At 47.4% G+C, this 24,203-nt stretch carries 20 protein-coding genes; 14 read left to right on the top strand and 6 right to left on the bottom strand.

Features of this window, described 5'->3' with window-relative positions; all coding sequences use genetic code 11:
* Positions 1-76: 76 nt before the first annotated feature.
* Complete coding sequence (gene murQ / locus MKX68_RS09260) at positions 77-982, bottom strand: N-acetylmuramic acid 6-phosphate etherase (protein ID WP_339787009.1); 906 nt, start codon at positions 980-982, stop codon at positions 77-79.
* Between the two features lie 22 nt (positions 983-1,004).
* Positions 1,005-1,967 (bottom strand): N-acetylglucosamine kinase, encoded by a 963-nt coding sequence (locus tag MKX68_RS09255; protein ID WP_340911023.1) that lies wholly within the window; start codon positions 1,965-1,967, stop codon positions 1,005-1,007.
* 358 nt (positions 1,968-2,325) lie between these two features.
* Between MKX68_RS09255 and MKX68_RS09250 the strand changes: the two genes are divergently transcribed.
* The 7 genes from MKX68_RS09250 (at position 2,326) to nagZ (ending at position 10,796) form a co-directional block, all read left to right on the top strand.
* Positions 2,326-3,678: an ABC transporter substrate-binding protein gene (locus MKX68_RS09250; protein WP_340911020.1), complete on the top strand. Its 1,353-nt coding sequence runs from the start codon at positions 2,326-2,328 to the stop codon at positions 3,676-3,678.
* Between the two features lie 55 nt (positions 3,679-3,733).
* Positions 3,734-4,657 (top strand): carbohydrate ABC transporter permease, encoded by a 924-nt coding sequence (locus MKX68_RS09245; protein ID WP_289390902.1) that lies wholly within the window; start codon positions 3,734-3,736, stop codon positions 4,655-4,657.
* A 64-nt stretch (positions 4,658-4,721) separates the two neighbouring features.
* Positions 4,722-5,555 carry a carbohydrate ABC transporter permease gene (locus MKX68_RS09240; RefSeq protein ID WP_017691096.1) on the top strand — a complete coding sequence of 278 codons (834 nt, stop codon included), beginning with the start codon at positions 4,722-4,724 and terminating at the stop codon, positions 5,553-5,555.
* Positions 5,556-5,598: 43 nt separating this feature from the next.
* Positions 5,599-6,708 (top strand): ABC transporter ATP-binding protein, encoded by a 1,110-nt coding sequence (locus MKX68_RS09235; protein WP_091038031.1) that lies wholly within the window; start codon positions 5,599-5,601, stop codon positions 6,706-6,708.
* A 431-nt stretch (positions 6,709-7,139) separates the two neighbouring features.
* Positions 7,140-7,850, top strand: a complete 711-nt coding sequence (locus tag MKX68_RS09230) for a hypothetical protein (RefSeq protein ID WP_340911017.1) — start codon at positions 7,140-7,142, stop codon at positions 7,848-7,850.
* Positions 7,850-9,046 (top strand): exo-beta-N-acetylmuramidase NamZ family protein, encoded by a 1,197-nt coding sequence (locus tag MKX68_RS09225; protein WP_340911014.1) that lies wholly within the window; start codon positions 7,850-7,852, stop codon positions 9,044-9,046. Before MKX68_RS09230 ends, MKX68_RS09225 begins: the two co-directional genes overlap by 1 nt.
* A gap of 31 nt (positions 9,047-9,077) precedes the next feature.
* On the top strand, positions 9,078-10,796 hold the full coding sequence (gene nagZ / locus MKX68_RS09220) for a beta-N-acetylhexosaminidase (protein ID WP_340911012.1): 1,719 nt from the start codon (positions 9,078-9,080) through the stop codon (positions 10,794-10,796).
* Between the two features lie 177 nt (positions 10,797-10,973).
* Here nagZ and MKX68_RS09215 read toward each other — a convergent pair whose 3' ends face one another.
* Positions 10,974-12,374, bottom strand: a complete 1,401-nt coding sequence (locus tag MKX68_RS09215; RefSeq protein ID WP_340911011.1) for a serine hydrolase — start codon at positions 12,372-12,374, stop codon at positions 10,974-10,976.
* Between the two features lie 267 nt (positions 12,375-12,641).
* Between MKX68_RS09215 and MKX68_RS09210 the strand changes: the two genes are divergently transcribed.
* The 3 genes from MKX68_RS09210 to MKX68_RS09200 all read left to right on the top strand — a co-directional run bounded on the left by MKX68_RS09210 (position 12,642) and on the right by MKX68_RS09200 (position 16,357).
* Positions 12,642-14,615, top strand: coding sequence for a methyl-accepting chemotaxis protein (locus MKX68_RS09210; protein ID WP_340911009.1), 1,974 nt, complete (start codon positions 12,642-12,644; stop codon positions 14,613-14,615).
* A 275-nt stretch (positions 14,616-14,890) separates the two neighbouring features.
* Positions 14,891-16,084, top strand: coding sequence for a DUF2087 domain-containing protein (locus MKX68_RS09205; RefSeq protein WP_340911006.1), 1,194 nt, complete (start codon positions 14,891-14,893; stop codon positions 16,082-16,084).
* Between the two features lie 99 nt (positions 16,085-16,183).
* Positions 16,184-16,357, top strand: coding sequence for a hypothetical protein (locus tag MKX68_RS09200; RefSeq protein WP_340911003.1), 174 nt, complete (start codon positions 16,184-16,186; stop codon positions 16,355-16,357).
* 188 nt (positions 16,358-16,545) lie between these two features.
* On the opposite strand, the gene MKX68_RS09195 is transcribed toward MKX68_RS09200, so the two are convergent.
* Both MKX68_RS09195 and MKX68_RS09190 read right to left on the bottom strand, forming a co-directional pair.
* The gene (locus tag MKX68_RS09195) at positions 16,546-18,042 is read right to left on the bottom strand and encodes a monooxygenase (protein WP_340911000.1); all 1,497 of its coding nucleotides are present in this window, start codon (positions 18,040-18,042) and stop codon (positions 16,546-16,548) included.
* Between the two features lie 24 nt (positions 18,043-18,066).
* Entirely contained in the window at positions 18,067-18,468 is a 402-nt protein-coding gene (locus tag MKX68_RS09190) for a RidA family protein (RefSeq protein ID WP_091038044.1), read from the bottom strand.
* A 287-nt stretch (positions 18,469-18,755) separates the two neighbouring features.
* Between MKX68_RS09190 and MKX68_RS09185 the strand changes: the two genes are divergently transcribed.
* Positions 18,756-19,235, top strand: a complete 480-nt coding sequence (locus MKX68_RS09185; RefSeq protein WP_340910998.1) for a MarR family transcriptional regulator — start codon at positions 18,756-18,758, stop codon at positions 19,233-19,235.
* 375 nt (positions 19,236-19,610) lie between these two features.
* On the opposite strand, the gene MKX68_RS09180 is transcribed toward MKX68_RS09185, so the two are convergent.
* Positions 19,611-21,611, bottom strand: coding sequence for a methyl-accepting chemotaxis protein (locus MKX68_RS09180; RefSeq protein ID WP_339786977.1), 2,001 nt, complete (start codon positions 21,609-21,611; stop codon positions 19,611-19,613).
* A 445-nt stretch (positions 21,612-22,056) separates the two neighbouring features.
* Here MKX68_RS09180 and MKX68_RS09175 point away from each other — a divergent pair, with 445 nt between their 5' ends.
* From MKX68_RS09175 to MKX68_RS09165, 3 genes are all read left to right on the top strand, one after another.
* Complete coding sequence (locus MKX68_RS09175) at positions 22,057-22,761, top strand: AzlC family ABC transporter permease (protein ID WP_340915347.1); 705 nt, start codon at positions 22,057-22,059, stop codon at positions 22,759-22,761.
* A complete protein-coding gene (locus tag MKX68_RS09170; protein WP_076319591.1) occupies positions 22,752-23,081 on the top strand; it encodes an AzlD domain-containing protein in 330 nt (109 codons plus the stop codon). Before MKX68_RS09175 ends, MKX68_RS09170 begins: the two co-directional genes overlap by 10 nt.
* Before the next feature lie 202 nt (positions 23,082-23,283).
* Positions 23,284-23,940: an SGNH/GDSL hydrolase family protein gene (locus MKX68_RS09165; RefSeq protein ID WP_340910994.1), complete on the top strand. Its 657-nt coding sequence runs from the start codon at positions 23,284-23,286 to the stop codon at positions 23,938-23,940.
* Positions 23,941-24,203: the final 263 nt, after the last annotated feature.

Raw genomic sequence — 24,203 nt, 5'->3', positions numbered from 1 at the left:
AATAAAAAATTATAAAAAGAGCCCAGACTAATGTCGGGCTCCTCTCTTTCAACCTCTAATGATATCCCTGTACGGCTCAGGAAGGCCCCGCAATGGCGCTGCGGACAAATCCGTCAGCCAGATCAAGCCTGTGCTGGGCTTCTGTTGCATCCACGCCTGCCATCAGCATGACGATTGCCGTTTTTACATGACCGTCTGCACCGGTAAAAGCCTCTTCAATATCTGCTTCATTCGCTCCGGTTGCCAGATGGATCATGCGTTTGGCCCGATGGACAAGCTTCTCGTTCGAAGGGTTCAGATCAACCATGAAATTACGGTAAACCTTGCCCAGACGAATCATGGCGGTAGTTGTGAGCATGTTCAGAATCATTTTCTGGGCGCTGCCTGCCTTCATACGTGTTGAACCCATGACAACCTCTGGGCCGACAACAGCCTCAATGCTCACATCAGCCAACAGGGTCATCGGCGTGCCTGCATTATTACTCAGGCTGATCACCGTAGCCCCAATCTCCTTGGCGTGTCTCATCGCACCCAGCACATACGGCGTTCGTCCACTGGCTGCAATGCCAACCACGACATCGTTTTTGTCTAAGCCATGTTCATCAAGGTCCGCAGCTCCCAACTCCTCACTATCTTCAGCACCTTCAACCGGGTCCTTCACTGCCCGGAATCCCCCTGCAATAATACCCTGCACCATGGAGGGCGGGGTTCCGTAGGTAGGCGGGCATTCCGAAGCGTCAAGTATTCCTAATCGTCCACTGGTACCTGCGCCTACATAAAAAAGCCTGCCGCCAGACTGAAACGCCTTCAAGATCCGATCCGCAGCCTGAGCAATGACCGGAATTAGGGGCTGAATGAGCTCCGCAATCCGTTGATCTTCCTTATTAATTAGCTCCATAATTTCTGCCGAAGGCAATTCATCTATATGATCCGTTAGTGGATTGGGTTGTTCTGTTATTAGTGAATTCAGCATGTGATTCATCTGTATGGCCTCCTTCTCTCTTTTAAAATGATTCATTCAGGGAACAGCGTTTTTTTGCCAGTTGTGCTGCGCCAACCGCTGGAGCGGGGGCATCTTCACGATATACAAAGTCCAACTCTTCATAATATTCAGATAACTTGTGAATAAATGTATTTCGGAAAAGTGCAGCGTATCGAAACAGTGATCCGGACAGGACAACCGGAGTGGATGCAAATTCCGGATGACGGGCAATCAGCGCCTTGGCGGTATCCACCAATTGCGAGGCTTCGTCGATGATCAGTGCCCGGGCGGCCTCATCTCCGAGTTCAGCTGCTTCTATAGCTAGACGGGCAATGGATGCGGTCTGGGTTTTGCCCCAATCCGTCTGATACACCCGTGTCTTTAGCTCCGATATATCCTGAAGGTTCAGTTTCTTTAGAAGAAGCGGGGTTAAACGGGTTGGAGGAAGAACACCGTCATAACTCTGCATAACCACTTGGAGTGCACGCTGCCCAATACGATAACCGCTCCCCTCATCTCCGAGCAGATGACCCCAGCCACCTGCACGGTATCGCTCTCCTTCCAGCGTAAATCCGTACACGATGGACCCTGTTCCAGAGATGCATAATACACCGTGCGTATGTCCGAGAGAGGCCATCAGAGCAATCTCACCTTCGGATACAACCCAGACGGGACAAGCTTCTGATCTCTGTTGATTGCGGCTCTTCATATAGTTATTTACTGCTTTGGCTATAAGTTGCCGTTCTTGGATCGTATCTACACCTGACATCCCAAGGCATATACCCTCACAATTTGTCGATAAATCACTTATTAGATTAAATAGCTGTTCCAGCACTCGTTGCAGTTCGGAAAGGGCCTGTTCAGTTGATACGCTATGAGGATTCGTGGGACCTCCGCTGAGTCGGGCAAGAATTTCACCAGATTCGGAAATGATTGCTGCATCAGTATTGGTACCGCCTCCATCTACGCCTACATATACTCGCAAAGTGGCTCACCTCGCTTGCTTGGGTTTTCTTTTTACATAGTATAGTGGCATGAAAAGAAAAAGTAAAATTAAATTTTATAATAAAAAATAATGTTGAATTTTTATTTTACAACTCATATAATGAACTCAATCTACAATTTTGGAAGGAATTAATACTGTTAATGTCAATTAAGTTGACGTTAATATTGCATTTGAGAGATTTAGCCTGCGACTGGCAGGTCCAATCTCCAGGGGAGGTGCTTTTCCTTACTGCCGAGTTTATGGGTGGATGCCGTTTAAAAGGCTGAATGATCAAAAAAGGGGTAGCATGGTTAGGCAATGAAAGAATCGGATGATGACATGCAAAGGAGATGAAGGGATGAAAAAGAAGGGTCTGGTATGGACGATGTTGTTGATGATGGTCTTGGTTACTGCCTGTGGGAATAGCGGGGGTGCTGCTTCAGATGATCCGAATGCGGAAGATACAGTGACGGTATGGACCTATCCTGTACATGGCACATATGAAGATGAACTGAAGGATCTAATCGTTGATTTCAATAAAGAACACCCGAACATTACCGTGAAAACGGAAATGCTCTCCTGGGCGGAAGGGCCCAAAAAATTCGATGTCGCTCTGAACGCAGGTAACCCGCCGGATCTTTACTTTCATAGCGTAGATGGCACATATGTGAATACGGGATTGGCACTTGAGCTGGACAGCTACCTGACACCTGAGATCAAGGACGACTACCTGCCAGGTACGCTGGATTTAGGCCAGATTCAGGGGAAACAGTACGGACTGCCGTTGTATCAATTCCAATGGGCTTGGGGTGGTAACAAACGTATTCTGGAGGAAGCGGGCATTGATTGGAAGTCCATTCAGCAAAATGGCTGGACCTGGTCCGAATTCAACGATGCTGCTGCCAAGCTGACCAAAACGTTGGATGGCGGGGCCAAGCAATATGCACTGGTTACCGACGGAACCTCGCTTGACTTCATTGAAATGCTGTCTCGTAACAACGGGATGATCGATGTTCTTGATAAAGACGGCACGTTCCAATGGAATGATGGTCGCATTCTGGATACTCTCTCTTTTATCAAAAACCTGATGGATCAAGGGTATATGCCGAAGGAAACGGCGGCTCTCGCTCCAGCGAAACGGACGGATATGTTCTACGCGGGGGAAACGGCGATTATCTCCAAAGCGATTCCTTATTATGATGTGATGATTCAGAACCGCAACAAGGACATCGATGATGGCAAGGTGCAAGGAGAGAAGATTGATTTTGTCCTGTTGCCTGTACCACATAATGATGATCAACCTGCGGCCACAACGATGGGCGGCGAAGGGTATGTAGCCTTCAAACAGAAGAAGGACAAAGGCGAACAGCATGCCAAAAATACGTTCCTTGTGATGGAGGCGCTTAGTGGTGCCAAAGCAGGGAACTCGGCCAATGAACTGGCACTTCCATTCGTAAGACAGTCCCAAGTGGAACTGTTTAAAGGAAAAGAACTTGGTCAACCGGATAATCTGGCTGCTGCAAAAGTCATGGCAGAGAATATCGCGATGCCGGTTGTACTGGAACTGGATATCGACAAAGCATCCCAGCAAAAACAATTCAAGGAACAGGTTGTGAAGCCAAACATCCAGGCGCTGTTCTCGGGAGAAAAATCACCAGAGCAGATCGCAGAAGACTTCAAGAGCAAAGGCCAGCAGATGTTTGGACAATAACTCGGACAATCAAACATAACGTAAAACCACACTGATTAGGAGAGGAGGATTCGCCATGCAGACCGCCCTTGCGCCAAAACCGTCCGTGCCTCGGACTTCCCGGGTTGCCCGGTTTTGGCGAGACTACGGGTGGGCGTATTTGTTTATTTTGGCGCCTGTCCTGCTGTTTCTCATTTTCACACTGTATCCTGTTCTGACGGCTCTTGTGATGAGCTTCCAGAAATACAACATTATGAACTCAACGTGGGTTGGATTGGATAACTACGAGCGTTTAGTGAAGGATGAGACGTTCTGGAAGTCGATTAAAAATACAGTGATCTTCACCGTAGGCACAGTCCCGGTCAATATTCTCATTACATTTGTACTGTCTTATTTCATCTATCAAATGAAAACTAAATGGCAGACATTTTTCAAAGCTACCATGTATCTGCCTGCGGTAGCCTCCGGGGTAACCATCTCCATTGTATGGCTGGCAATCTTTGACCCGACGGATTCAGGACTGCTGAACCGCTTCCTCGGCCTGTTCGGTCTTGACCCGGTAATCTGGCTGGGCCAATCGGGAACGGCACTCTTTTCACTCATTCTGATGAACTGGCTTGGATCACACGGAGCGGGCATTATTCTGTATCTGGCAGCCATGGGTGGTATTCCGAAATCGCTGTATGAAGCGGCGGATATTGATCATGCCAGCGGCTGGACCCAGTTCAGCAAGATTACATGGCCGCTGCTCAAACCAACTACGCTGTATCTGCTCGTCACGGGTGTCATTACATCCTTCCAGGTGTTTATCTCGGTATATCTGATGACACAGGGTGGACCGAACTTTGCGACAACTACAATCGCTTATCTGATCTACGAGACGGCATTTAAGTTCTATGAGTTCGGATTGGCTTCGGCTCAGTCGTTTGTACTGGCGATTATCATCATAGTCATCTCTGTCATTCAGTTCAAATATTTCTCCAGCGATATTGAGTATTAGAGGTAGTTCAAAACACGTACTATTAGAGCACGTTGCATTAAGCATCCGGGGGTGAATGAAATCCATGAAATCAACACAGAAAAAGATACTGCTCGTTGTTGCATCCATTCTGCTGGTGGTCTGGGCGCTGGTGACGGTCATTCCGATGTATTGGATGCTCGTTGGTTCGGTGCAGGATAGTGCAATGTCGGCTTCGTTTAAACCACAGATGATTCCGGAGCAGCTGTCATTATCACCATATGAGCGCTTTTTTGCCAAAACTGATGCCTGGCGCTGGCTGTACAATTCGCTGCTCATCTCGATCATTCTGACCGTAACAAATGTATTCTTCGCTTCCCTGGCGGGATATGCGTTCGCCAAACTGAAGTTTCCGGGTAGTCAGGCGGTATTCTGGACGTTGCTTGGGACAATGATGATCCCGGCACAAGTGACGCTGATTCCTTTGTACATTCTGATGGTCAACGTGTTTGACTTGGGGGATACGTATACGGCCATTATTCTGCCTGCTGCCGTTAGCGTAGGGAACATATTCTTGATGAAACAGTTTATGTCCACGCTGCCCACATCACTAATCCATGCGGCGCGTATCGATGCATGCAGCGAGTTCGGTATCTTCTGGAAAGTCATTCTGCCGATGGCAAAGCCGGGAATCGCGGTGCTGGCGATATTCACGTTTGTGGCTTCGTGGAATGAATTCTTCTGGCCCTTCCTCATTACCAATTCCAACGAGATGCGTACCATTCAGGTGGGGTTGGCCTCGTTTGTATTTGCCGAATCAACGGACTTCGGCGCAATGATGGCAGGGGCAACAATAGGTGCGTTGCCAATGATTATTCTGTTTTTCTCACTGCAACGTTACTTCCTGCAGGGCATTACGATCGGTGCGGTTAAAGGTTAACTGTTAGTTCAGGACAAGCGACAATGTAAAGGGGGATCTACCTATGGCACGCGTGGAGTTTCGCCAAGTGCGCAAAGAATTCAAAGACGATCATAAAGGAACGTTCACGGCTGTGGCCGGCTCGGACTTTGTTATAGAAGATAAGGAATTCGTAGTGTTTGTGGGTCCTTCGGGCTGTGGCAAGACAACGTCACTGCGGATGATTGCCGGACTTGAAAAACAAACGAGCGGTGATATTGTGATCGGTGACCGGCTTGTTAACGATCTGCATCCGAAGGATCGGGATATCGCGATGGTGTTTCAGGATTATGCACTTTATCCGCATATGACCATCCGTGAGAATCTTTCCTTTGGCCTGAAAAATCTGAAAAAGCCAAAGTCCTATATTGATGAACAGGTGCAGAATGCGGCCTCCATTCTTGGACTAGAAGCGATGCTGGAGCGCAAACCACGGGAGTTGTCTGGTGGTCAGCGCCAGCGTGTTGCGGTGGGAAGGGCGATCGTCCGTGATCCGCAGGTGTTTTTATTCGACGAACCACTGTCCAATCTGGATGCCAAGTTGCGAGTGCAGATGCGGGTGGAGTTGGGAGAGCTGCATAAACGTCTCGGTGCCACGATTGTTTACGTGACGCATGATCAGGTGGAGGCCATGACACTTGGGGAACGCATAGTTGTCATGAATCATGGAGACATTCAGCAGGTGGCTTCACCAAAAGAGCTGTATGCGAGTCCGCGAAATATGTTTGTTGCCGGATTTATTGGTTCCCCGGCGATGAACTTCATTGATGCACGGATTGAAGGCACGCAGGTTGTCATCGAGGGAGCATCATTCACCTTGCCAGCAGATGTACTTGCTCGTCTTCAGAGTCATCAAGGCAAGCCGGTGATTATGGGTCTGCGTCCAGAGCATATTTTTGGTGACGATGTCGCTCCGAATATCCCGACAGACCATATGCTGCAGGCACGAGTTCAGGTTGTAGAACATCTGGGCTCCGAGAATTTGGTGTATTTCCATTCCGGTGCCCGTACCGTTACGGCCAAGGTTCACCCCGAAACACATGCTTATGTAGGTATGGACAAAAAGTTTGTGCTGGACCTGCGTAAGGCACACTTTTTCGATCCAGAGACGGAACTTGCGATTGGACGGGAGTAAGTGGGGCTGTCCTAAACGTAATGAGCGTGAATGTGTACTATTTTTTCTCGTTATAATTTTGTTTTAAGGAACCTTACACACGTTATTCGCTCCCATTTGCACCGGTTTGAAATGTAACGAATCACAGAGACGTTATTTACTCGAAGATGTTGTTTTTCAGGCTCTGACGCCTTGGTTGTACCGATATAACGGCACTGAAGTTCGTTAAAATTGGCATGCCTCGAAAATCTGTCGTTTAAGGTGCGGGAGATTCGTTAGCACGTTGCAAGTTTGGTACAACATACTGACCGGCGGTGCGGCCAAGCCAACCCAAATGGGGAGCCCTTTTAAGATAGCCCTTGTGGGCGAACGCTTCGCTTCTCCAGATTTGTTCTGTTTTCTCCGTTATCGTGTAAATGTTTAGTCCAACTTATATAGAAGGGAGAATAAAAATGCGTAAGCTGAGTGAAGTATTGATCAAGTCGGGTGCGGAAATCTATCGGGATATTATTCCGGTGGCCTTGTACAGTGTCGTTAGCTCTATCGTATTGGTTCCCATTCTGATGTTTGCTCCGCTGCCGATCGCTATACTGCTTCTGGCTTTGATGTATATGCCCATCCTGTTCGGTGTTTGTTATGCCATGCATCACAGATTGGAACGTAAGGAACGGCGCAATGGGCTTAAGGATATTTGGATCGGAATGTTGAAGGGAATAATCCCCGGAGGCTCGGTGGGTGTGCTTTTCGCGGTGCTTGGCTTCATTCTATGGTCAACCTGGTGGTATTACGGCGGACAGGGTGGAATTACAGGTACAGCAGTGGGTGTATTCCAGACGTTCTTTGTTCTCATGGCGCTGATGTCACAGTTCTATACCTGGCAGCTTGTTTTACAAAAAAACATGGGCATCGTTCAGGCGATGGGGGAAAGTGTAAAGCTGTTCTTCCGTCACCCGGGGTACACGATGGGCGCTTGTTTTCAGGCCATGTGCCTGACTGCGCTGCTGATGCTGACTGTCGTTGGTTTCGGAGCGCTGTTTGGAGGTATGTTTGCCATCTATCAGCATAAGGTTGCTCTTAATGTGCTGGAGCCTGAAGAAGAGCCTGTCGTAACAGGTGGTAATGATCACCAGCATACAGGCTGGATAAGCCAGGGGAATGTGTGATGGGCCAGTTGAAGGGGACCGAGCAGATCCCGGCTGTAAAAACGGGAGTTGATCTTCTGGCCAGAGGGTTATCGCATCCGTGGTTAATAGGTGCTCGAATCGGTCTAATTACGAACCCGACTGGTATTACAGCGGATTTTGTATCGACAATAGATGTGTGCGCCGGAATGGCTAATACCGAGCTTACAGCGCTCTATGCCTGTGAGCACGGACTGGATGGAGAGCTTCAGGCGGGTGTCAGATTCGGAGACATGCTTCATCCACGTCTGGACATTCCGGTGTTCAGCCTGTATGGAGATTACAAGAGACCTACGCCTGCAATGCTGGCTGGAGTGGATACGGTCCTGTTTGACATTCAGGACGTGGGCGTTCGTTATTACACGTATGCCTCAACCCTCTTCCATATGATGGAGGTCTGTGCTGTAGCAGGCAAACGTATGCTGATTCTGGACCGCCCCAATCCGTTGGGGGGAAACGTTGTTGAAGGCGGTGTGCTGAACGCGGGGTATGAATCACTTGTTGGCGCTTGGCGTGTACCCGTACGTACCGGATTGACGGTAGGTGAACTCGCCCTGATGGTCAACAGCGAGATGGATGTACCTTGCGAGTTGGACGTGGTTGCCATGGAAGGATGGCAGCGCTCCATGGAGTATGCGGATTGTGGTCTTCCCTGGATGCTACCCTCTCCCAATATGCCCACGCTGGACAGTGTGCGGGTATATGCGGGGACGTGCCTGTTCGAAGGCACTAATGTATCGGAGGGCAGGGGCACGACCCGCCCATTCGAGTGGATTGGGGCCCCCTGGGTTGAGGGTGAACGTTTGGCGGAACGATTTCGGGAATACAAGCTGGAAGGTGTGCATGTGCATCCAGTGTACATGTCCCCAACATTCTCCAAACATGCAGGTGAGCTGTGTTGTGGTGTAAGGATTTTTGTAACGGACAGCAGGAAATTCCGGGCGGTAGAGACAGGGTTGGTGCTTTTGCATGAACTGGTATCACTCTATCCGGAGCAATTCTGCTGGCTGGAGCCACCAGAGCCGGGTTCAAGGTACTTTATCGACCTGCTGGCAGGGGGTAAGGAAGTCAGGGAAACGATTCATGACTGGGCGGGCTTCGTTCGTTTAATGGAAGCGTGGAATGTACAGGCAGCGGAATGGAAGGAGCGGCGAAAGCCGTTTTTGTTATATCAATGAATGGATGTTTGTTATCGGAGGGAGGCATGAAATGAGTGGGCTAAACGAGTTATACCAGTCGAGGCTGAAACAGATGACTTTGCGTGAGAAAGTTGGGCAAATGCTGCTTTGTGGCTTTCATGGCACCGAAGCTGTTGGCGATGTGGAATCCTTTTTCCGAAAGTATCCAATTGGTGGCGTAATCTACTTTGCTCGCAACGTTGAGTCGCCAGAGCAGGTAGAGCGGTTATCGTTAGGGTTACAGCAGATTGCCAAAAGCAGTGGTAATGTGCCGCTCTGGATCTCCATTGATCAGGAGGGCGGCATGGTTGCTCGAATCACCGAAGGGATCGCCTTGATGCCTGGACCAATGGCCATTGCCGCTGCCGGTTCCATTGACGATGCGTATCAGGCGGCATATATCAGTGGGTTGGAGCTGAAGTCCATGGGCATTAACATGAACTTTGCTCCGGTATTGGATGTGAACAATAACGCGGTTAATCCGGTCATCGGTGTGCGATCATTCGGCGAATCTCCACAATCCGTTGCAGAATATGGGGCCAGAACCATCGCGGGAATACAGGACGCTGGGATTGCAGCGACAGCCAAGCACTTCCCGGGGCATGGGGATACGGATACCGATTCCCATCTGGACCTCCCAATCATCACTCATGATCGTGAACGGGTAGAGCGTCTGGAGTTGATTCCATTCCGAGCCGCTATCGCGGAAGGTGTCGATGCCATGATGTCGGCGCATATTTATTTCCCTGCACTGGAGCCAGAGCGTCTGCCCGTAACGCTATCGCAAACCGTATTAAGCGGTCTGCTTCGCCAGGAACTGGGTTATGAGGGCATGATCGTGACAGATTGCATGGAGATGGATGCCATTGCCGTGAACTATGGCACTGTCGATGCAGCCGTAATGGCGGTAGAGGCCGGGGCAGATCTGGTGTTAATTAGCCATACGGCTAAGCTTCAGGCAGAAGCATTTGAAGCGTTGATAGCAGCTGTGAGAAGCGGGCGGATTAGCGAGAGACGTATTGATGGGTCGGTGAATCGCTTGCTGATGTACAAGGCGAAGCGTGGTTTACTGGAGAGTGAAACGGGTGGTGCAGGTGATGAGGAAGTGAATATTGTAGTATCGAATGCATCATTGCCAAAGGCATCAAACGCTCCTGCTCTATCCAGTTGGTCGGAGCGCAACAGTTCATTACACCAAGAGGTTGCCCGCCGTATTAGCGAGAATAGTATCACACTGGTGCGCGATCAGCTGAATATGCTGCCTTTGAAGCCGGAACGCACGCTGGTCATAACGGTTGCCACGTCCGTGACGACAATTGCCGACGAACAGCTGACTCAGACGTTCACCTTGGGCTCAGCCTTATCCATGTATGGTCTGGATGTTGTCGATCTGACGGTCACGCCCGAGGAAGTCGCCATTCGTTCCGCACGTCTGCTTCAGGCAGCGGAAGCAGATGACATTCGGCAGATTGTAGTGGGAACCTACAATGCGGGAAGCCCCTCCGGCGATCCACAGTGCAGGCTGATTGGTTGGATACAGCAATTGGGTAAACCACTGGCTGTTGTGGCACTGCGAAGCCCCTATGATCTGCTGGCGCTTCCGGATGCCCAGGTCTATGTAGCGGCTTACGAGAGCCGGCCACTTGCCATGGATAGCGTCGCTCAGGCGCTGATGGGGCGCATTCCTTTTGCGGGGAAACTTCCTGTAATATTAAAGCAGACAGATGATGAAAGAGCGGATGTCTCCTAGGCAGTGATAAGAATATGAGTTAATCTGCCTTTTGCAGGGTGAAGAAGAGCGGGATTGTGGGCTGAGCTTATACGGAAGTGTGAGTCGTTAAAATGAAAACATATACAGAACGAGCAAAGAGACGATCCTCCATAGGAACGTCTCTTTGCTCGTTCTGTATAAATGAATCATTATAAATTATTGCAATTGCAGTGCTTTGGCTGTTTTGGCCTCAACTTCATCCAAAAGTGAAGTCATGTCCATGCCTGCGTGGTTGCCGAGCAGGATAATCGTGATATCATCGGACAGATTACGTGAAAAGGCTGTAGCAAACCCGCCACCACTACCGTTATGGAAGACGGTACGGTTGGTGCCGTTCTCTTTGAGAATCCAGGCGTAGCCATAGTTTTTATCGGAGTAGGGCTCATACATCTGTTCAATCGTATCTTGGCTTAGAATCTTGTCCGTATACAACGCACGATCCCATTTCAGCATATCATCCACCGTGGAATATATGGTTCCTGATCCGGATTGGGAAACATAATATGGGGCAGTTACCCATGCGTTATCTTGTTGAACAAAACCACTAATCGTGTGCACTTTACGGGAAGCCTCTCCCGAATTTTTCATACCAAGTGGTTTCAATATCGTCTGTTGCACGTAGTCGGCATAACTCATGCCAGATACCTGTTCAACGACGTATGCAAGTAAAACATACCCGCTGTTGCTGTACAGATAGGCACTTCCTGGTTCAAACTTCAGCGTTTTGTGGCGAATCTCCTCAACAGTCTCTTCCATAGAAGTTCCTTCACCCCGACCGAATGCCGATGGCAGACCTGAAGTCTGGGATAACAGCATATGCAGCGTGATCTGATCTCCCTTCGGTATACCGGAGATGTACTTAGAGATTGGATCTTGCACATTAATCTTACCATCCTCCACGAGACTCAGAATGGACGCGGCTGTGAAGGATTTGCTCAGCGATGCGATTCGAGTCTTCTGATCCGGACGGTTCAGCGTCTGTTCGTCGGCAAGTCCGTAGCCTTGTCTTAGCAGAACTTCGCCATCACGGGCAATCAGCGCCATACCTGGATAGTTGATCTCGCGCAGATACGCATCTACACTGGCAACTTCGCTGTTCAGCAGGCTAACTTGATCGGTTACCATATTCACACTCATCTGACCTGTAGCTGTACGTTGGACTTTGATATCGGCCTTGATTGCATTAGCCATAGCCCGGACAGGTATCATCAACGTACCGTTAACGGTACGTGAATTCACACCTGTGGCCAGATCGACCTTGTTTACCTTAATGGAATTGCTGCCAGCCTGATGGATCAGCTTGTCTCTGCCAACGGTAATGGTAGCCGTCTTGGTGCGATTATCCCATTTCAACGTGCCTTTAACCGATGTGACCACATCCCGTAGTGGAACAAACGTTGAGCCTTTGATTATAAGTGGTGCGTTCTTCCAAGATTGTTGCTCACCATTCACTTCAATGTGAACTGCTTGCGTCGTCTGCGCTGCGGATGCCGTAATACCAGCTTGTCCCATAATCGGGCCTGCGCACAGGATGAGCGCTAACAGAATGCGGAACATGGATGAATATAACGTGGAAATACGTTGTCTTTCATTTGACTTGCGTAAGATGTGAATCCTCCCCTTCCAATCGTTTCATGAATAGTCAACTTATGAGCATTGTAAACGATCTCGCGTAGAGGGTCAAAACGATTAAGCGGATATAATCCATATCATCTGATCAGATCATTTAAATTAAATTTGTACTAATTTAGTATCGATACATAATATTTTTACAGCGATTGTCCGATAAAAGGATGGGTGAAGATTATGATGGGGGATAGTTAAATGAAGAAAAGGATTCGAAATTGGTTTACTTTAACCGTAAAAAAACGCCTGATCGCTGCATTGCTCCTGTTCCTGATTGTACCGAGCATTACCGTGGGATGGTTATCTTATCAAAAAGCTGCTGACCAGGTTAAAATGGAAATTATTCGTTCCGCACAGGCCAAAACAGAAATGCTTAGTCTGCAGATAAATCAAATGCTGGATATGGAGAAGGATAACGCAGCGCAGATGGCTGCGGGTATTACTTCAAACGATATTATTAATAAATCTCCTGCACTGCAAAGGCAGATGGATCGGATGTCTCAGAATCATAAGGAACTGGGTGTACTCACCGCAGGTGCGGAAGATGGCAGCTGGATGAAATCTCCTGATCCTGGGGAACAGATCTATGATCCGCGTGAACGTTCATGGTATACGATGGGCATGTCTCAGGACGAACCTGTAATCTCGGATACATTCCAGTCGGCCACGACAGGTGAATGGGTCGTAACGGCGGCTGCCAAGCTGGCTGATGGCAAAGGGGTATTCGGGGCCAATGTCAGTCTCAATCATCTGAAAGAATCCGTTGATCAGATACGTATTGGTAAAGAAGGCAAACTGTACATGCTGGATAACGGGGGTAAATTCCTGTTCCACTACAATATTGAATCCGGTACACAGTCGGATCAACCTTACATCAATGAGATGTATACGAAGGAAAGTGGAACGGTGAAGTATACATATGATGGTCACGAAGTGGAAGCTGTGTATTTCACCAATCCGGTGACAGGTTGGAAAATTGTTGGCGAGATGGTTCCTTCCGAAGCAAGTGAAGCCGTAATGCCTATTTTGATCCGTGCAATTACAATTGTTGCATCTGCATTGGTTATCGGGTTGATTCTGCTTATATTCATTATCCGCAGCATTCACCGGCCATTGCTGCAATTAACGCAGGCAGCATCCAAAGTAAGCGCCGGGGATCTCACCGTTCGGGTTGGTTTGCAGCGCAAGGATGAGTTCGGACAGCTTGGAGATAGCTTCGATACGATGACGACTTCACTTCGTAATGTGCTTGGAGAAGTGCATGATACGTCCAGCCAGCTGGCGGCATCTTCTGAAGAACTGATGGCAAGTTCCGAACAGACATCCAAAGCCACAGAACAGGTGGCCGAACTGATGCAGGATGCAGCTGCGGGAACGACTTTGCAGAACAATAGTCTTGCTGCTACAGGTCAACTCGTGGGCGAAATGTCCATTGGAGTCAAAGAGATCTCATCCAGTGCTGAAGACACCGCTCGTATCGCTCTGGATGCATCCACCAAGTCGGAAGCGGGTATGGTTACAGTAGAAGAAGCGGTTACCCATATTCAGCAGGTGAATGATGAGAGCAAAGCCATGTCTGTGGTCATTGAGGATTTGCGCGCGAAAAATGAAGAGATTCTTGTGATCGTGGCCGAGATTACGGCCATTGCCAAGCAGACCAACATTCTTGCTTTGAATGCGTCCATTGAAGCTTCAAGAGCTGGCGAACAAGGGCGTGGATTCGCGGTTGTAGCCAACGAAGTGAAGACACTGGCTCACAGTTCAGGCGCTTCAGCCGAGCGGATTAATGAGCTTATGCATGAGATGCAGGAGAAAACCAATGCAGTGCAATCCACTTTTGCCCGTACGGGAGAAGGGATGGTTAAGAGTTCGCAGATGGTTACAGAAGCGGGCGAAGCATTCCAGAACATTCGCACTGCGGTACAGTTGGTGGCTGCACAAGCTGGAGAAGTATCCGCAGCTTCCCGTCAGATTGATGGCGGCATGGGTCATATCAACAAGGCAGTAAGTGATACGATGGTTCTGTCGGACAGAATTGCCTCTGGAACGGAAGATGGATCGGCTGCGGCTCAAGAGCAGTTGGCCACAATGGAAGAGGTTGCAGCTTCTTCGGCAGCCTTGTCACGTATGGCTGAAGATCTGCAAAGCATGATTGAACGGTTTAAATTGTAACAGAGATTGAAATGAAAATGATTGAGGATAAATACTTATGGAAGGTGCTGAAATGCCCTTTCTGCGATGATAGAAGACTGCAGGGTTGCGACTCTGCAGTCTTTTTTCTGTTGAACAAGGGGCATCCGTTATGTCTTTAAACACAGCATTCTTTTCCGTTATATTGACATATAACAAACAAAATCATATTATATCTATAAATAAACAAACAAAAACATAAATATTGATTATTATACGGTTGAAATGACCATAACAATGATAAAAGGAGCTTTTACATGAAATCATCGGAATCATGGTTGCAAACAGCTTCATTGGAAGAGATCAAGCGTGGTTATATAGAGGAGGGTCCCGCTTATATATGTGTCTGCTGCGGATACAGGACGGAAGCGGGGATTGTCTACCCTGAAGAAGGAGTGCTCTATGAGGCAGCCCGTTATATGCGAGTGCATATTGAGAAGGTTCATGGATCGGTATTTGAATATTTGCTGGAGCTGGATAAAAGCGTAACCGGATTGTCTGATGTCCAGCGTGGATTACTGGCCCAGTTTCATGAAGGAAAGAAGGATGCTGAAGTACAGAAGGCCCTTGGTATCGGGAGTGCTTCCACGATCCGGAATCATCGATTTGTATTAAAGGAGAAGGAACGGCAGGCCAAGATATTCCTGGCATTAATGGAACTGCTCAAAAGTAAGGATACCCAGGCTCCAGCCGAATGGGTGTCACCGGTGACAAGGCATGGACATACGATCCGTCGTGATTCATTTGATATTACAGAACAGGATCGGGAGAAGGTGCTGAATAAGTATTTTCCAGAGGGTACCGGCGGTCCACTGACGACGTTTCATATGCAGCAAAAGCATAAATATATTGTGCTCACCGAGATTGCCAAACGATTCGAGACGGAGCGCAAATATACAGAAAAACAGGTCAATGAGCTGCTGAATGAAGTTCATGATGATTACGTGGAAATACGGAGGTATCTCATCGACTATGGTTTGCTGGAACGTGAGCCAGACGGCAGTCAGTATTGGCTGGCAAGCCACACAGATCAACAGAGCGCCAAAGTTGGAAAACAGGAGCGCAAAGAAAAGGGGGAGCAGGAGAAGATGAATCGTCGCAAAGAATTGCAGGAACAGGCCAAAGAAGTTAAAACGGAAGCGGGCGTCTACCAGATTCGGAATGAACGTAACGGTAAAGTTTATATCGACAGCACACTGAACCTGAAAACCATTAACGGACAACGTTTTATGTTACAGATGGGTAGCCATCTGAATCGAAGATTGCAGGCTGAATGGAATGAATATGGAGAGACTGCGTTTGTGATCGAGGTGCTGGAGACATTGAAACAAGACGATAACCCGTATTACGATTCCAAAGATGCACTCGCCAAATGTCTGAATCGCTGGTTTGAACAGTTAGAGCCCTATGGAGATCAAGGGTACCACGGAGATAAAAAGCAATCGGTTTAACTCCGTTATTCCGTACCAAACCCCTCTTATTCAAGCGAATGCATAGAATTGCTTAATTTTCTCAGGCTTCAGGGATCATCATGAGTTCGAATAATTCTATTGTGCAGTTGGGCAGCTGTAGAGGCTGTAATCGGAGGTATTGTTGTAGAAAGCATCTCGCTAGCATCCGTTGGTTTGCTTGGTGGAGCTTTGGTTGCCATTGGACTGATCCCGGCTATTATTTCATTGTCCCTGCGTCGCCGATCTGCAGCTGCGGAACGAAATGAAGCGTAAAGTACCTTCTTTCTCAGAAATGAAAATACCGCCTGAGCGTTGTTGAATAACGCTCAGGCGGTATTTACATACTCATGGAGAACATTGCATTGCGTTTTTTTAAGTGCAGCATACCGTGATAGTTCATTCAGACGCCCCAAATACAACTTTATCCTATGGGAAGTCAGTTGTGCACCTCGAACGAATGACTACACGGTAATGTCTCCGCACCAGCGAGTGATTCCTTCATTTATGGTTTGCATTGGATTTGGATCGGATAGAGAAATCGCCCAGGCAATATGCCCATCCGGCCGAATAAGCGCCGTGTGGACGTCGTTCCAATCCGCGTCAGCCTCAGCCAAAGAGGCATGTACAACTTGAAGGTTGTTATACGATTCCCATTGACCGCTATTCTGTTCATTAGAATGGAAATGCAGCAGAAGAAAAGTACCTTTGTGTAGTAACGGATAGGCGTTGATCAATTGCCCGTCTTTCAGCTTTAAGCTTAGATCCTTAAAACGTTTCCCATTTAAAGGATGGGGAGGCGCTTCGGCGTCTGGAGCATAATGTGCATCCATTGCGGAAACTTGTGCGGCGATTTGATAATTTGCCTCCGGTATTTGAAACAGTTTAGCTAACATGCTTCGAAGTTCCGTGATAGGGGGAGTCACGTCCAGAAGCAAGGTTTGGACCTCGGTATTCCGGAGCAAGGCCGTATTCCATGGAAAGCGTTCGGCATGATAACTGTTCAATAGCCAGTCCGGAGCCCAGCCTTTGATTGCTCCTGCAAGCTTCCAGCCTAAGTTCATCGCTTCTTGTAAGCCAACGTTCATTCCCTGTCCACCAGCGGGAAAATGAATGTGCGCCGAATCTCCCGCCAAGAACAATCGACCATTCCGATATCGTCCCGCTTGCCGCGTCGCATTTCCGAAACGGGACATCCATTTCACATCGTTCAATCCCAGGTCGCTTCCGGTCGTACGGATGAGCGATGAACGAAACTCTTCCAATGTAACGGGCTCATCCTTAGAGATGTTACTTCTCTCCATATCGATCATCAAGACCCGATACATATGATCATTGATCGGCATGATGCTGACCAATCCTTTTTCTGTAATCCGGGATATGACACTCATAGGAGCCAAATCAGATAGAATGGCATCCCCCAGAATTGCCGTGAAGGTCGCATCTGTACCTTCAAATGATATATTTGCATGCTTGCGAACCAAACTTCTGGCTCCGTCTGTACCTACCACATAAGCTGATCTTAACGTTGTTTCTCCATGAGGTCCTGCGATCTTAACGTCAACCCCATCCTCATCCTGGTGTACAGATAGAGCCTCAACCTCTCTCCAGACCTCTGCGCCAAGGCTAAGCGCCCATTCCTCCAATACCTTCTCCGTCTCACTCTGCGGTAAAAATAGAGTGTGATTGGAAGAAGAATCCAAAACGGTGAAATCCAAAGGAGTTTCTAATCCGGCGAAATGTCCTCTCGAAAGTAAGCGGCCTTGACTGATTAATTGTGATTTCACTCCACGCATATCTAATATTTCAAGAGTTCGAGGATGTACGGTAAGCGCGCGTGAATAAGGGGTTGTCTCTTTTAATCGCTCAATGACGCAGACCTTTACACCGGCTAATGCCAATTCCCCAGCCAGCATCATGCCGACAGGTCCGCCACCAATCAGGATGACTTCATATTTCATATCAAAACCCTCTTTTCTTATACATTATGGGAAAATCACGATAGCGTCTATTTCGATAAGCCATTCAGGATCGGCTAGTGCTTGAACGCCTATATACGTACTTGCTGTCTTCGGCCAGTTAGGGCCAAACACATGAAATCCTGCCTCAAAAATAATCGAAATCAATTCCGGGTTGTGGTTTACAACAAAAATATTCATTTTTACAATGTACAAGGGATCCGCTCGCACGGCTTCCAATGCATACTTAAGGTTGGTGAACACTTGAATCGCTTGCGCGTAATAGTCCCCTGAACCGACCAATAATCCTGTTTCATCTACAGAAACCTGACCTGAGATGAAAGCCAATTTGGAGGCAGTAGTCACCACGACATGAGAAATTACAGATGTAACCTTATCCGTCAAGGTCTTCGGATTTACGACTTCCATAGGCAGGTATGCTCCATTTCCATATTTTATAAATTTCCTCTTGAAAAGTGGACAAGTATTTCCGTCAAACCTCCTTCATCAATTATTGTTTCGTTAGAACCCTTTTTATTGCCTGTTAAAACAAGTGTGATGAAAATTATATATAATTTTAGTTTCATACGAAACAATATAATATTATTTGGTTTCTATATACCATGTCAACCCCAATCCTAATATGGGTATGCCCATATGTTTCTCAGAGAACAATCTATGATATAATAAAACAAATAAGTCGAGGAGCCAGCATAATGATGGATACTGCCAGTAAAAACAAAACGGCCATTCATGAATTTTTCGTTCAGTTTCTTGAGCAAAAAGAGCAATATGAAACCCGAATAACTGCCTCATACCTGGAGGATATCCGGAAGCATATTGAATCAGAATTCAGCTTGAATATGACGGAACTGCACACCATTGCATGCATCGGAGAGCAGGAGCCGATCAATCTCACTTCCATCGCGGAGAGAATCAATTTAAGTAAAGGAAATACCTCCAAGATCGCAAATAAATTACTAAAGGCAGGTTGGGTGCGAAAATCCCAGTTCAACGACAACAAAAAGGAAGTGTATTTTCGGCTAACGCCTATCGGCAAAAAGCTATTTGCTGCTCATGATGAGCTTCATACGAAGGAAAAGCAAAGAATGTACGAATTTTTGGAAAGATATAACGAAAGCGAGCTCGAATTTATTAAACGGCTGTATGGAGATATGGTGGACTTCTATCGGTAACGTACCCAATAAATTGTTGTACATAGGTTAGACATCAATAACAATTGGGGATACAGTTCAAGTGGGAGGCTGCTTATTACACGCTTAACCTCGTCCGCAAAATGCAATATTTTAGCGAAGTATTGATCTTAAGTTGAAACACGTTGGTGAACACATCGATGATGCTTATCAGGAAGAAGAAGCGTCCTTCGCCTTCGATGCCATATTTCACGTCCTATCATTACAAAAATCCCCTCTGCCAACGTGATGGCAAAGGGGATTTTGATGTAACAGACTATTTATTAAATAAGTTGGACTAATCTTCTGTACGAAAGCAGCGATTGGCAGATTATTCTGTCACCGTAGTGTTAGTGTAAACAATCTTTCGTTCAACGATTACAGCTTGAATTGTTCCACCAGCTTCTGCAGCTTGTGAGCCAGATGTGCGAGTGAGTCAGCAGAGGATGATATCTCCTGCATGGAAGCCACTTGCTCCTCCGTAGCAGCAGAGATGTTCTCCGTTCCATCGGCATTGGTTTCCGATATCGCGTGGATCTGATCAATGGATTGCACCACTTCGGCTGTACTTGCAGACATCTGTTGTGAGGCAGCTGCAATGTTCTCAAGCTGATGATTGACGACCCCAACAGCCTCACTAATCTGGGCAAAAGCTTCATCTGCAAACTGAACGGCACGAATGCCGTTACTTACATCCTGTTGCCCGATCTGTACATTGTGATTGGCCATGGAAATCTCCTGTTGAATCGCTCCGACCATCTCTACAATCTTCTGGCCTGAAAGGCTGGATTGTTCCGCCAGCTTGCGGACTTCGCTGGCAACAACGGAGAAGCCACGCCCATGCTCACCTGCACGAGCTGCTTCAATGGAAGCATTGAGAGCAAGCAAATTGGTCTGTGCAGCGATATCTGTAATGACAGATACCATCTCACCAATCGATGTGGAATGCTGTTCAAGTCGTCCAGCAGTATCTGCCATACCTTGCACAAAGCGACTCACGGAACTCATCTCGGATACGGCCGTCTGCATGGTGGCATTCCCTTTATCCGCGAGCTCACTTGCTTGCATGGCAGCTTCGGATACTTGCTGTGTGCTGTTCGTTACCTGTCCTACACCTCCAGCAAGCTCATTCATTTGTAGTGCCGTATGTTTCAGGCTGCTTGTTTGTTTCTCAAGTCCAGCTGCGGATTCTTCCGTGATTAAGGCGACTTGCTCTGTTGCTTTGGTTGTCTCCGATGAGTTGACTGCCAATTGTGTAGATGAGGCGGTTAACTCGTCAGCCGTGTGTCGCACGTCCTGAATAACGGTTCGCAGGGATTCGCTCATTTTATTGAAGCTGGTGCTCAGCTTGCCAAATTCATCCTGTCCCAATACAGCAACCTCGATGGTCAGATTACCATTACTAATTTCGTCAGATGCCTTCACCAAGCGGTTCAGTGGTTTGGTGATGGATTGCACAATCCAGAAAATAATGATGGAGCTTACCGCAATTGCAATCGCTACAACAATAAGTGTGGTGTATAGGATTGGACGGACAGAAGCCGTCACTTCCCCACTGTCAATGACACCAACCACGGTCCAACCCGTCGTTTCATTGGTGGAGAAAAAGGCGTGTTCCTGGTTTCCATTTAGCGTATAAGTCAGACTTCCGTTTTTCTGTGCAAAAATATCTTTATAGGGTGCCATGGTTCCTTCGGTCCCCGGTTTTTCGGTAGGATGTACAATGATTTTATTCGCATTATCAATGATATAGATATAACCCTTCTCGCCAATCTTTGTGGAATTAACCGTCTTCGAGAGAGCTTCAAGCGATAGGCTGACAGAGACGACACCATGGCCATCCGCTGAGGTCTGAGCTACCGAAGCAACAACATTGCCGGTATTGCTTGATATGTAGGGGGTGATTACGGTAGGGACATCTTTGTTCTGTGTAGCAGCCTGATACCACGGGCGTTCGCGCGGGTCATAACCTTCTTTGTTCACCGCAGTTACAGGGGAGTTAATATACACGCCCTGATCAGTGCCGATGGAGGCAAGTTCCACGTCATCATGGGTTTCCTTATACGCGTCGAGCAAGGTACGGATGGTCTCCGTTTCGTCACCCTGATTAGGTCCGACATTGCCTGCGTCCAGCTGACTTGCCAGGAAATCAACATTTTTGCGTGTTGCACCAATGATCTGGTCAATGGTCTGGTTGAGCACCGTAACACTGCTGATCGCGTTCTCATACATTTTCTCTTCAACCTTGGCTTCGGCTGTTTGGAAAGAGATAATGCCCAGACTGATTGTTGGAATGAGTAGCACGATGGCAAATGACAAAATCAGTTTCTCTCTCATCTGCATCGTTCTCTTGGCCCCTTGTTTACGAATCTTTTTCATACACATTCCCCCTCTGTGTAACTCATCCCCATGTCTAGTGGACAAGTCCAACTGTTAAAAGATATTTCATTCCATTCTTTCCAGAAGTTTCTGGTGCTATCGTATGACAAAATTCGAGTTTATTCAACATTTTTTATGAGTTTCACGAAAATTTTTTTGATTTTATAGGTATTTAGGATCACATCTGTTCTATAAAAATTAAACTGTCTCTCCCTTAGTGCACATCTTGTGGTATATTTCTAGATTAATGTGAAGTGAATACTGCAGATTGCGAAATCCATAACGCATGTACCTGGTCATGTTGAATACATAAAAAAGTTGTTTTCATGGAGAATGTACCTGGATGAATCTACATCCATATATATCGGTTTATGGAGACAGAAATTGGAGAGGGGTTGTACCGCAGTTGGACCAAAGTACACTACAGATATCTGGACAGGAGAACATGGAAGAGGTCCAGGATCAGGCTACATTCATGCAGGGGGTCAAAGATTGTATCCCAACCCTGCTTGGTTATTTGAGTATTGGTTTTGCAGCGGGTGTCATTGAAATGACCGCAGGTCTGAGTCTGGCGGAAACAGCTCTGCTCAGCCTGATTTTATATGCAGGATCGGCTCAGTTCATTGCAGCAGGCATGCTCGCATCGAATGGGTCAGCAGTAGCCATCATGTTCACCATATTTTTTGTGAATCTTCGCCATTTGCTGCTCAGCGCAGCTGTATCGCCGTATTTTCGGCATCTGACCCCGCTTAAAAATATGTGGATTGGTTCATTGCTTACGGATGAGTCTTTTGGCGTAGCGATGACACGTGCGATTGGCAGAGGAAGGCTCAGTGAACGCTGGATGCATGGTCTGAATATTACTGCGTACCTGAACTGGTTCGTGGCTAATATGGCGGGAGCATACTTTGGACGCTGGATTACCAACCCGGAACGGCTGGGTCTGGATTATGCCCTGCCAGCGATGTTTATCGGACTGGTTGTACTGCAGTTGGTGCATCGTAAAAACAAAAAAATACACATTAATGTGGCTATTATCGCCGTGGTCTGTGTAATCTTCGCCAGCATGGCTTCACTTGGCAGCATGAGTGTCATTGTGGCTGCGGTCATTGCGGCAACGATGGGAGTGTTCATGGAACGATGGAAGTAAGATGGGATGTATTCTGGATTATTATGGGCTCGGCGCTATTAACATTTATCCCGCGTGTACTGCCACTGATGCTGTTCAGCAAGATACAGATTCCAATGTGGTTGTTACGCTGGCTGGAGTATGTACCCGTAGCGGTCATGGCAGCACTGATTGGTCAGGAACTCTTCATGTCAGACAACCAGTTAGTGCCGATTACGCAAAATGCAGCTCTGTGGGCTTCCCTGCCTACGATTGCAGTAGCGATCTGGACACGCAGTCTGCTTGGAACCGTATTGGTCGGTATTGTGGCTATGATGATACTGCGATATTGGATCGGATAGTTGAGCTAAGGAATATTTACACTAACCACTTCGATGACAGCGATTGGAAGGTTGTTCTGTCATCGTAGTGTCAGTGTAAATATAGTAGTTCAACTTATATAGTGATGAAAACGCTATTTTCTATTGTGACCGAAAGGGATAAAATGGAGACTGAGGTGTTCAGTATTTCCATTTTGCACAAGAGGAAGGAACGATTTCAATCATGAGTACTAGTCCATCCGTTATATTGTTTCAGGGAGACTCGATTACAGATGGGGGAAGATCACGCAATGATGATCCGAATCATTTTCTCGGACACGGATATGCGTATCTGATCTCCAGCAAACTGGGTATGGAACTCGCGGGCAAGGATAAGACATTTTATAACAGAGGTATCAGCGGAGATCGGGCATCCGATCTGTACGCACGCTGGAATGAGGATACAATTAGTCTGAAACCGGACCTGATCAGCATCCTGATTGGGGTTAATGATGCATGGCGCACGATGAATGGTGAACCTAGCGGGGTAACGGATCGTTTCGGACGGGCGTATCGCCATTTGCTCGAAGAAACTCGGGAAGTGATGCCGGATACGGGGCTGATTTTGATGGAGCCGTTTATTCTGAGAACAGGAGCGACCGCGGAGAAATGGGAAGCCTGGGAAGAGTATATCGGTCAATATCAGAAACTGGCCCAAGGTCTTGCTGAAGAATTCGGCGCTGTGTGGGTGCCATTACAGCAGACGTTTAATGACGCTCTGAAACAGGCGGATGCAGCGTACTGGTTATGGGATGGCGTACATCCAACCGCAGCAGGTCATGAGCTGATTGCACGCCAATGGTTGTCTGTTGTACAGAATTCTTCGCTTGCGATTGTGTAATAACAACAGCGGACAGTTACAATATGGGCAACAGCATTATAGGTATACAGGATTAGTTGAGGATATAAGATAGTTAAGAATATGAGATAGCCATAAAAAGCCTGTAGTGACAGGCAGAATGCAACGGAGGACCTGACGAAGGTTCTTCGTTTTTTGGTGTTGGGAAGGAGAAGGGTGTAACGTCGTGGAAAGGGTTCTAATGGATAATTCTTCAAAAGTGCTATCATATCCGGTAAAATGAAATCGATTACATTATAATATTG

The organism is Paenibacillus sp. FSL M8-0212 (genome assembly GCF_038004645.1).
In the GTDB taxonomy this organism is placed as follows: Bacteria; Bacillota; Bacilli; order Paenibacillales; family Paenibacillaceae; genus Paenibacillus.
The sequence above is the reverse complement of the archived record's forward strand: the minus strand, read 5'-3'. Positions and strand labels throughout refer to the sequence as shown.

What these genes read in the sequence shown, in the direction of transcription:
- MKX68_RS09210 (WP_340911009.1), top strand. Translation starts at nt 12,642, where the DNA reads ATGAAGAAAAGGATTCGAAATTGGTTTACTTTAACCGTAAAAAAACGC.
- nagZ (WP_340911012.1), top strand. Translation starts at nt 9,078, where the DNA reads ATGAGTGGGCTAAACGAGTTATACCAGTCGAGGCTGAAACAGATGACT.
- MKX68_RS09195 (WP_340911000.1), bottom strand. Translation starts at nt 18,042, where the DNA reads ATGAAATATGAAGTCATCCTGATTGGTGGCGGACCTGTCGGCATGATG.
- MKX68_RS09225 (WP_340911014.1), top strand. Translation starts at nt 7,850, where the DNA reads ATGGGCCAGTTGAAGGGGACCGAGCAGATCCCGGCTGTAAAAACGGGA.
- MKX68_RS09235 (WP_091038031.1), top strand. Translation starts at nt 5,599, where the DNA reads ATGGCACGCGTGGAGTTTCGCCAAGTGCGCAAAGAATTCAAAGACGAT.
- MKX68_RS09245 (WP_289390902.1), top strand. Translation starts at nt 3,734, where the DNA reads ATGCAGACCGCCCTTGCGCCAAAACCGTCCGTGCCTCGGACTTCCCGG.
- murQ (WP_339787009.1), bottom strand. Translation starts at nt 982, where the DNA reads ATGAATCACATGCTGAATTCACTAATAACAGAACAACCCAATCCACTA.
- MKX68_RS09230 (WP_340911017.1), top strand. Translation starts at nt 7,140, where the DNA reads ATGCGTAAGCTGAGTGAAGTATTGATCAAGTCGGGTGCGGAAATCTAT.
- MKX68_RS09250 (WP_340911020.1), top strand. Translation starts at nt 2,326, where the DNA reads ATGAAAAAGAAGGGTCTGGTATGGACGATGTTGTTGATGATGGTCTTG.
- MKX68_RS09170 (WP_076319591.1), top strand. Translation starts at nt 22,752, where the DNA reads ATGGAAGTAAGATGGGATGTATTCTGGATTATTATGGGCTCGGCGCTA.
- MKX68_RS09205 (WP_340911006.1), top strand. Translation starts at nt 14,891, where the DNA reads ATGAAATCATCGGAATCATGGTTGCAAACAGCTTCATTGGAAGAGATC.
- MKX68_RS09175 (WP_340915347.1), top strand. Translation starts at nt 22,057, where the DNA reads ATGGAAGAGGTCCAGGATCAGGCTACATTCATGCAGGGGGTCAAAGAT.
- MKX68_RS09240 (WP_017691096.1), top strand. Translation starts at nt 4,722, where the DNA reads ATGAAATCAACACAGAAAAAGATACTGCTCGTTGTTGCATCCATTCTG.
- MKX68_RS09190 (WP_091038044.1), bottom strand. Translation starts at nt 18,468, where the DNA reads ATGGAAGTCGTAAATCCGAAGACCTTGACGGATAAGGTTACATCTGTA.
- MKX68_RS09215 (WP_340911011.1), bottom strand. Translation starts at nt 12,374, where the DNA reads ATGTTCCGCATTCTGTTAGCGCTCATCCTGTGCGCAGGCCCGATTATG.
- MKX68_RS09185 (WP_340910998.1), top strand. Translation starts at nt 18,756, where the DNA reads ATGATGGATACTGCCAGTAAAAACAAAACGGCCATTCATGAATTTTTC.
- MKX68_RS09165 (WP_340910994.1), top strand. Translation starts at nt 23,284, where the DNA reads ATGAGTACTAGTCCATCCGTTATATTGTTTCAGGGAGACTCGATTACA.
- MKX68_RS09180 (WP_339786977.1), bottom strand. Translation starts at nt 21,611, where the DNA reads ATGAAAAAGATTCGTAAACAAGGGGCCAAGAGAACGATGCAGATGAGA.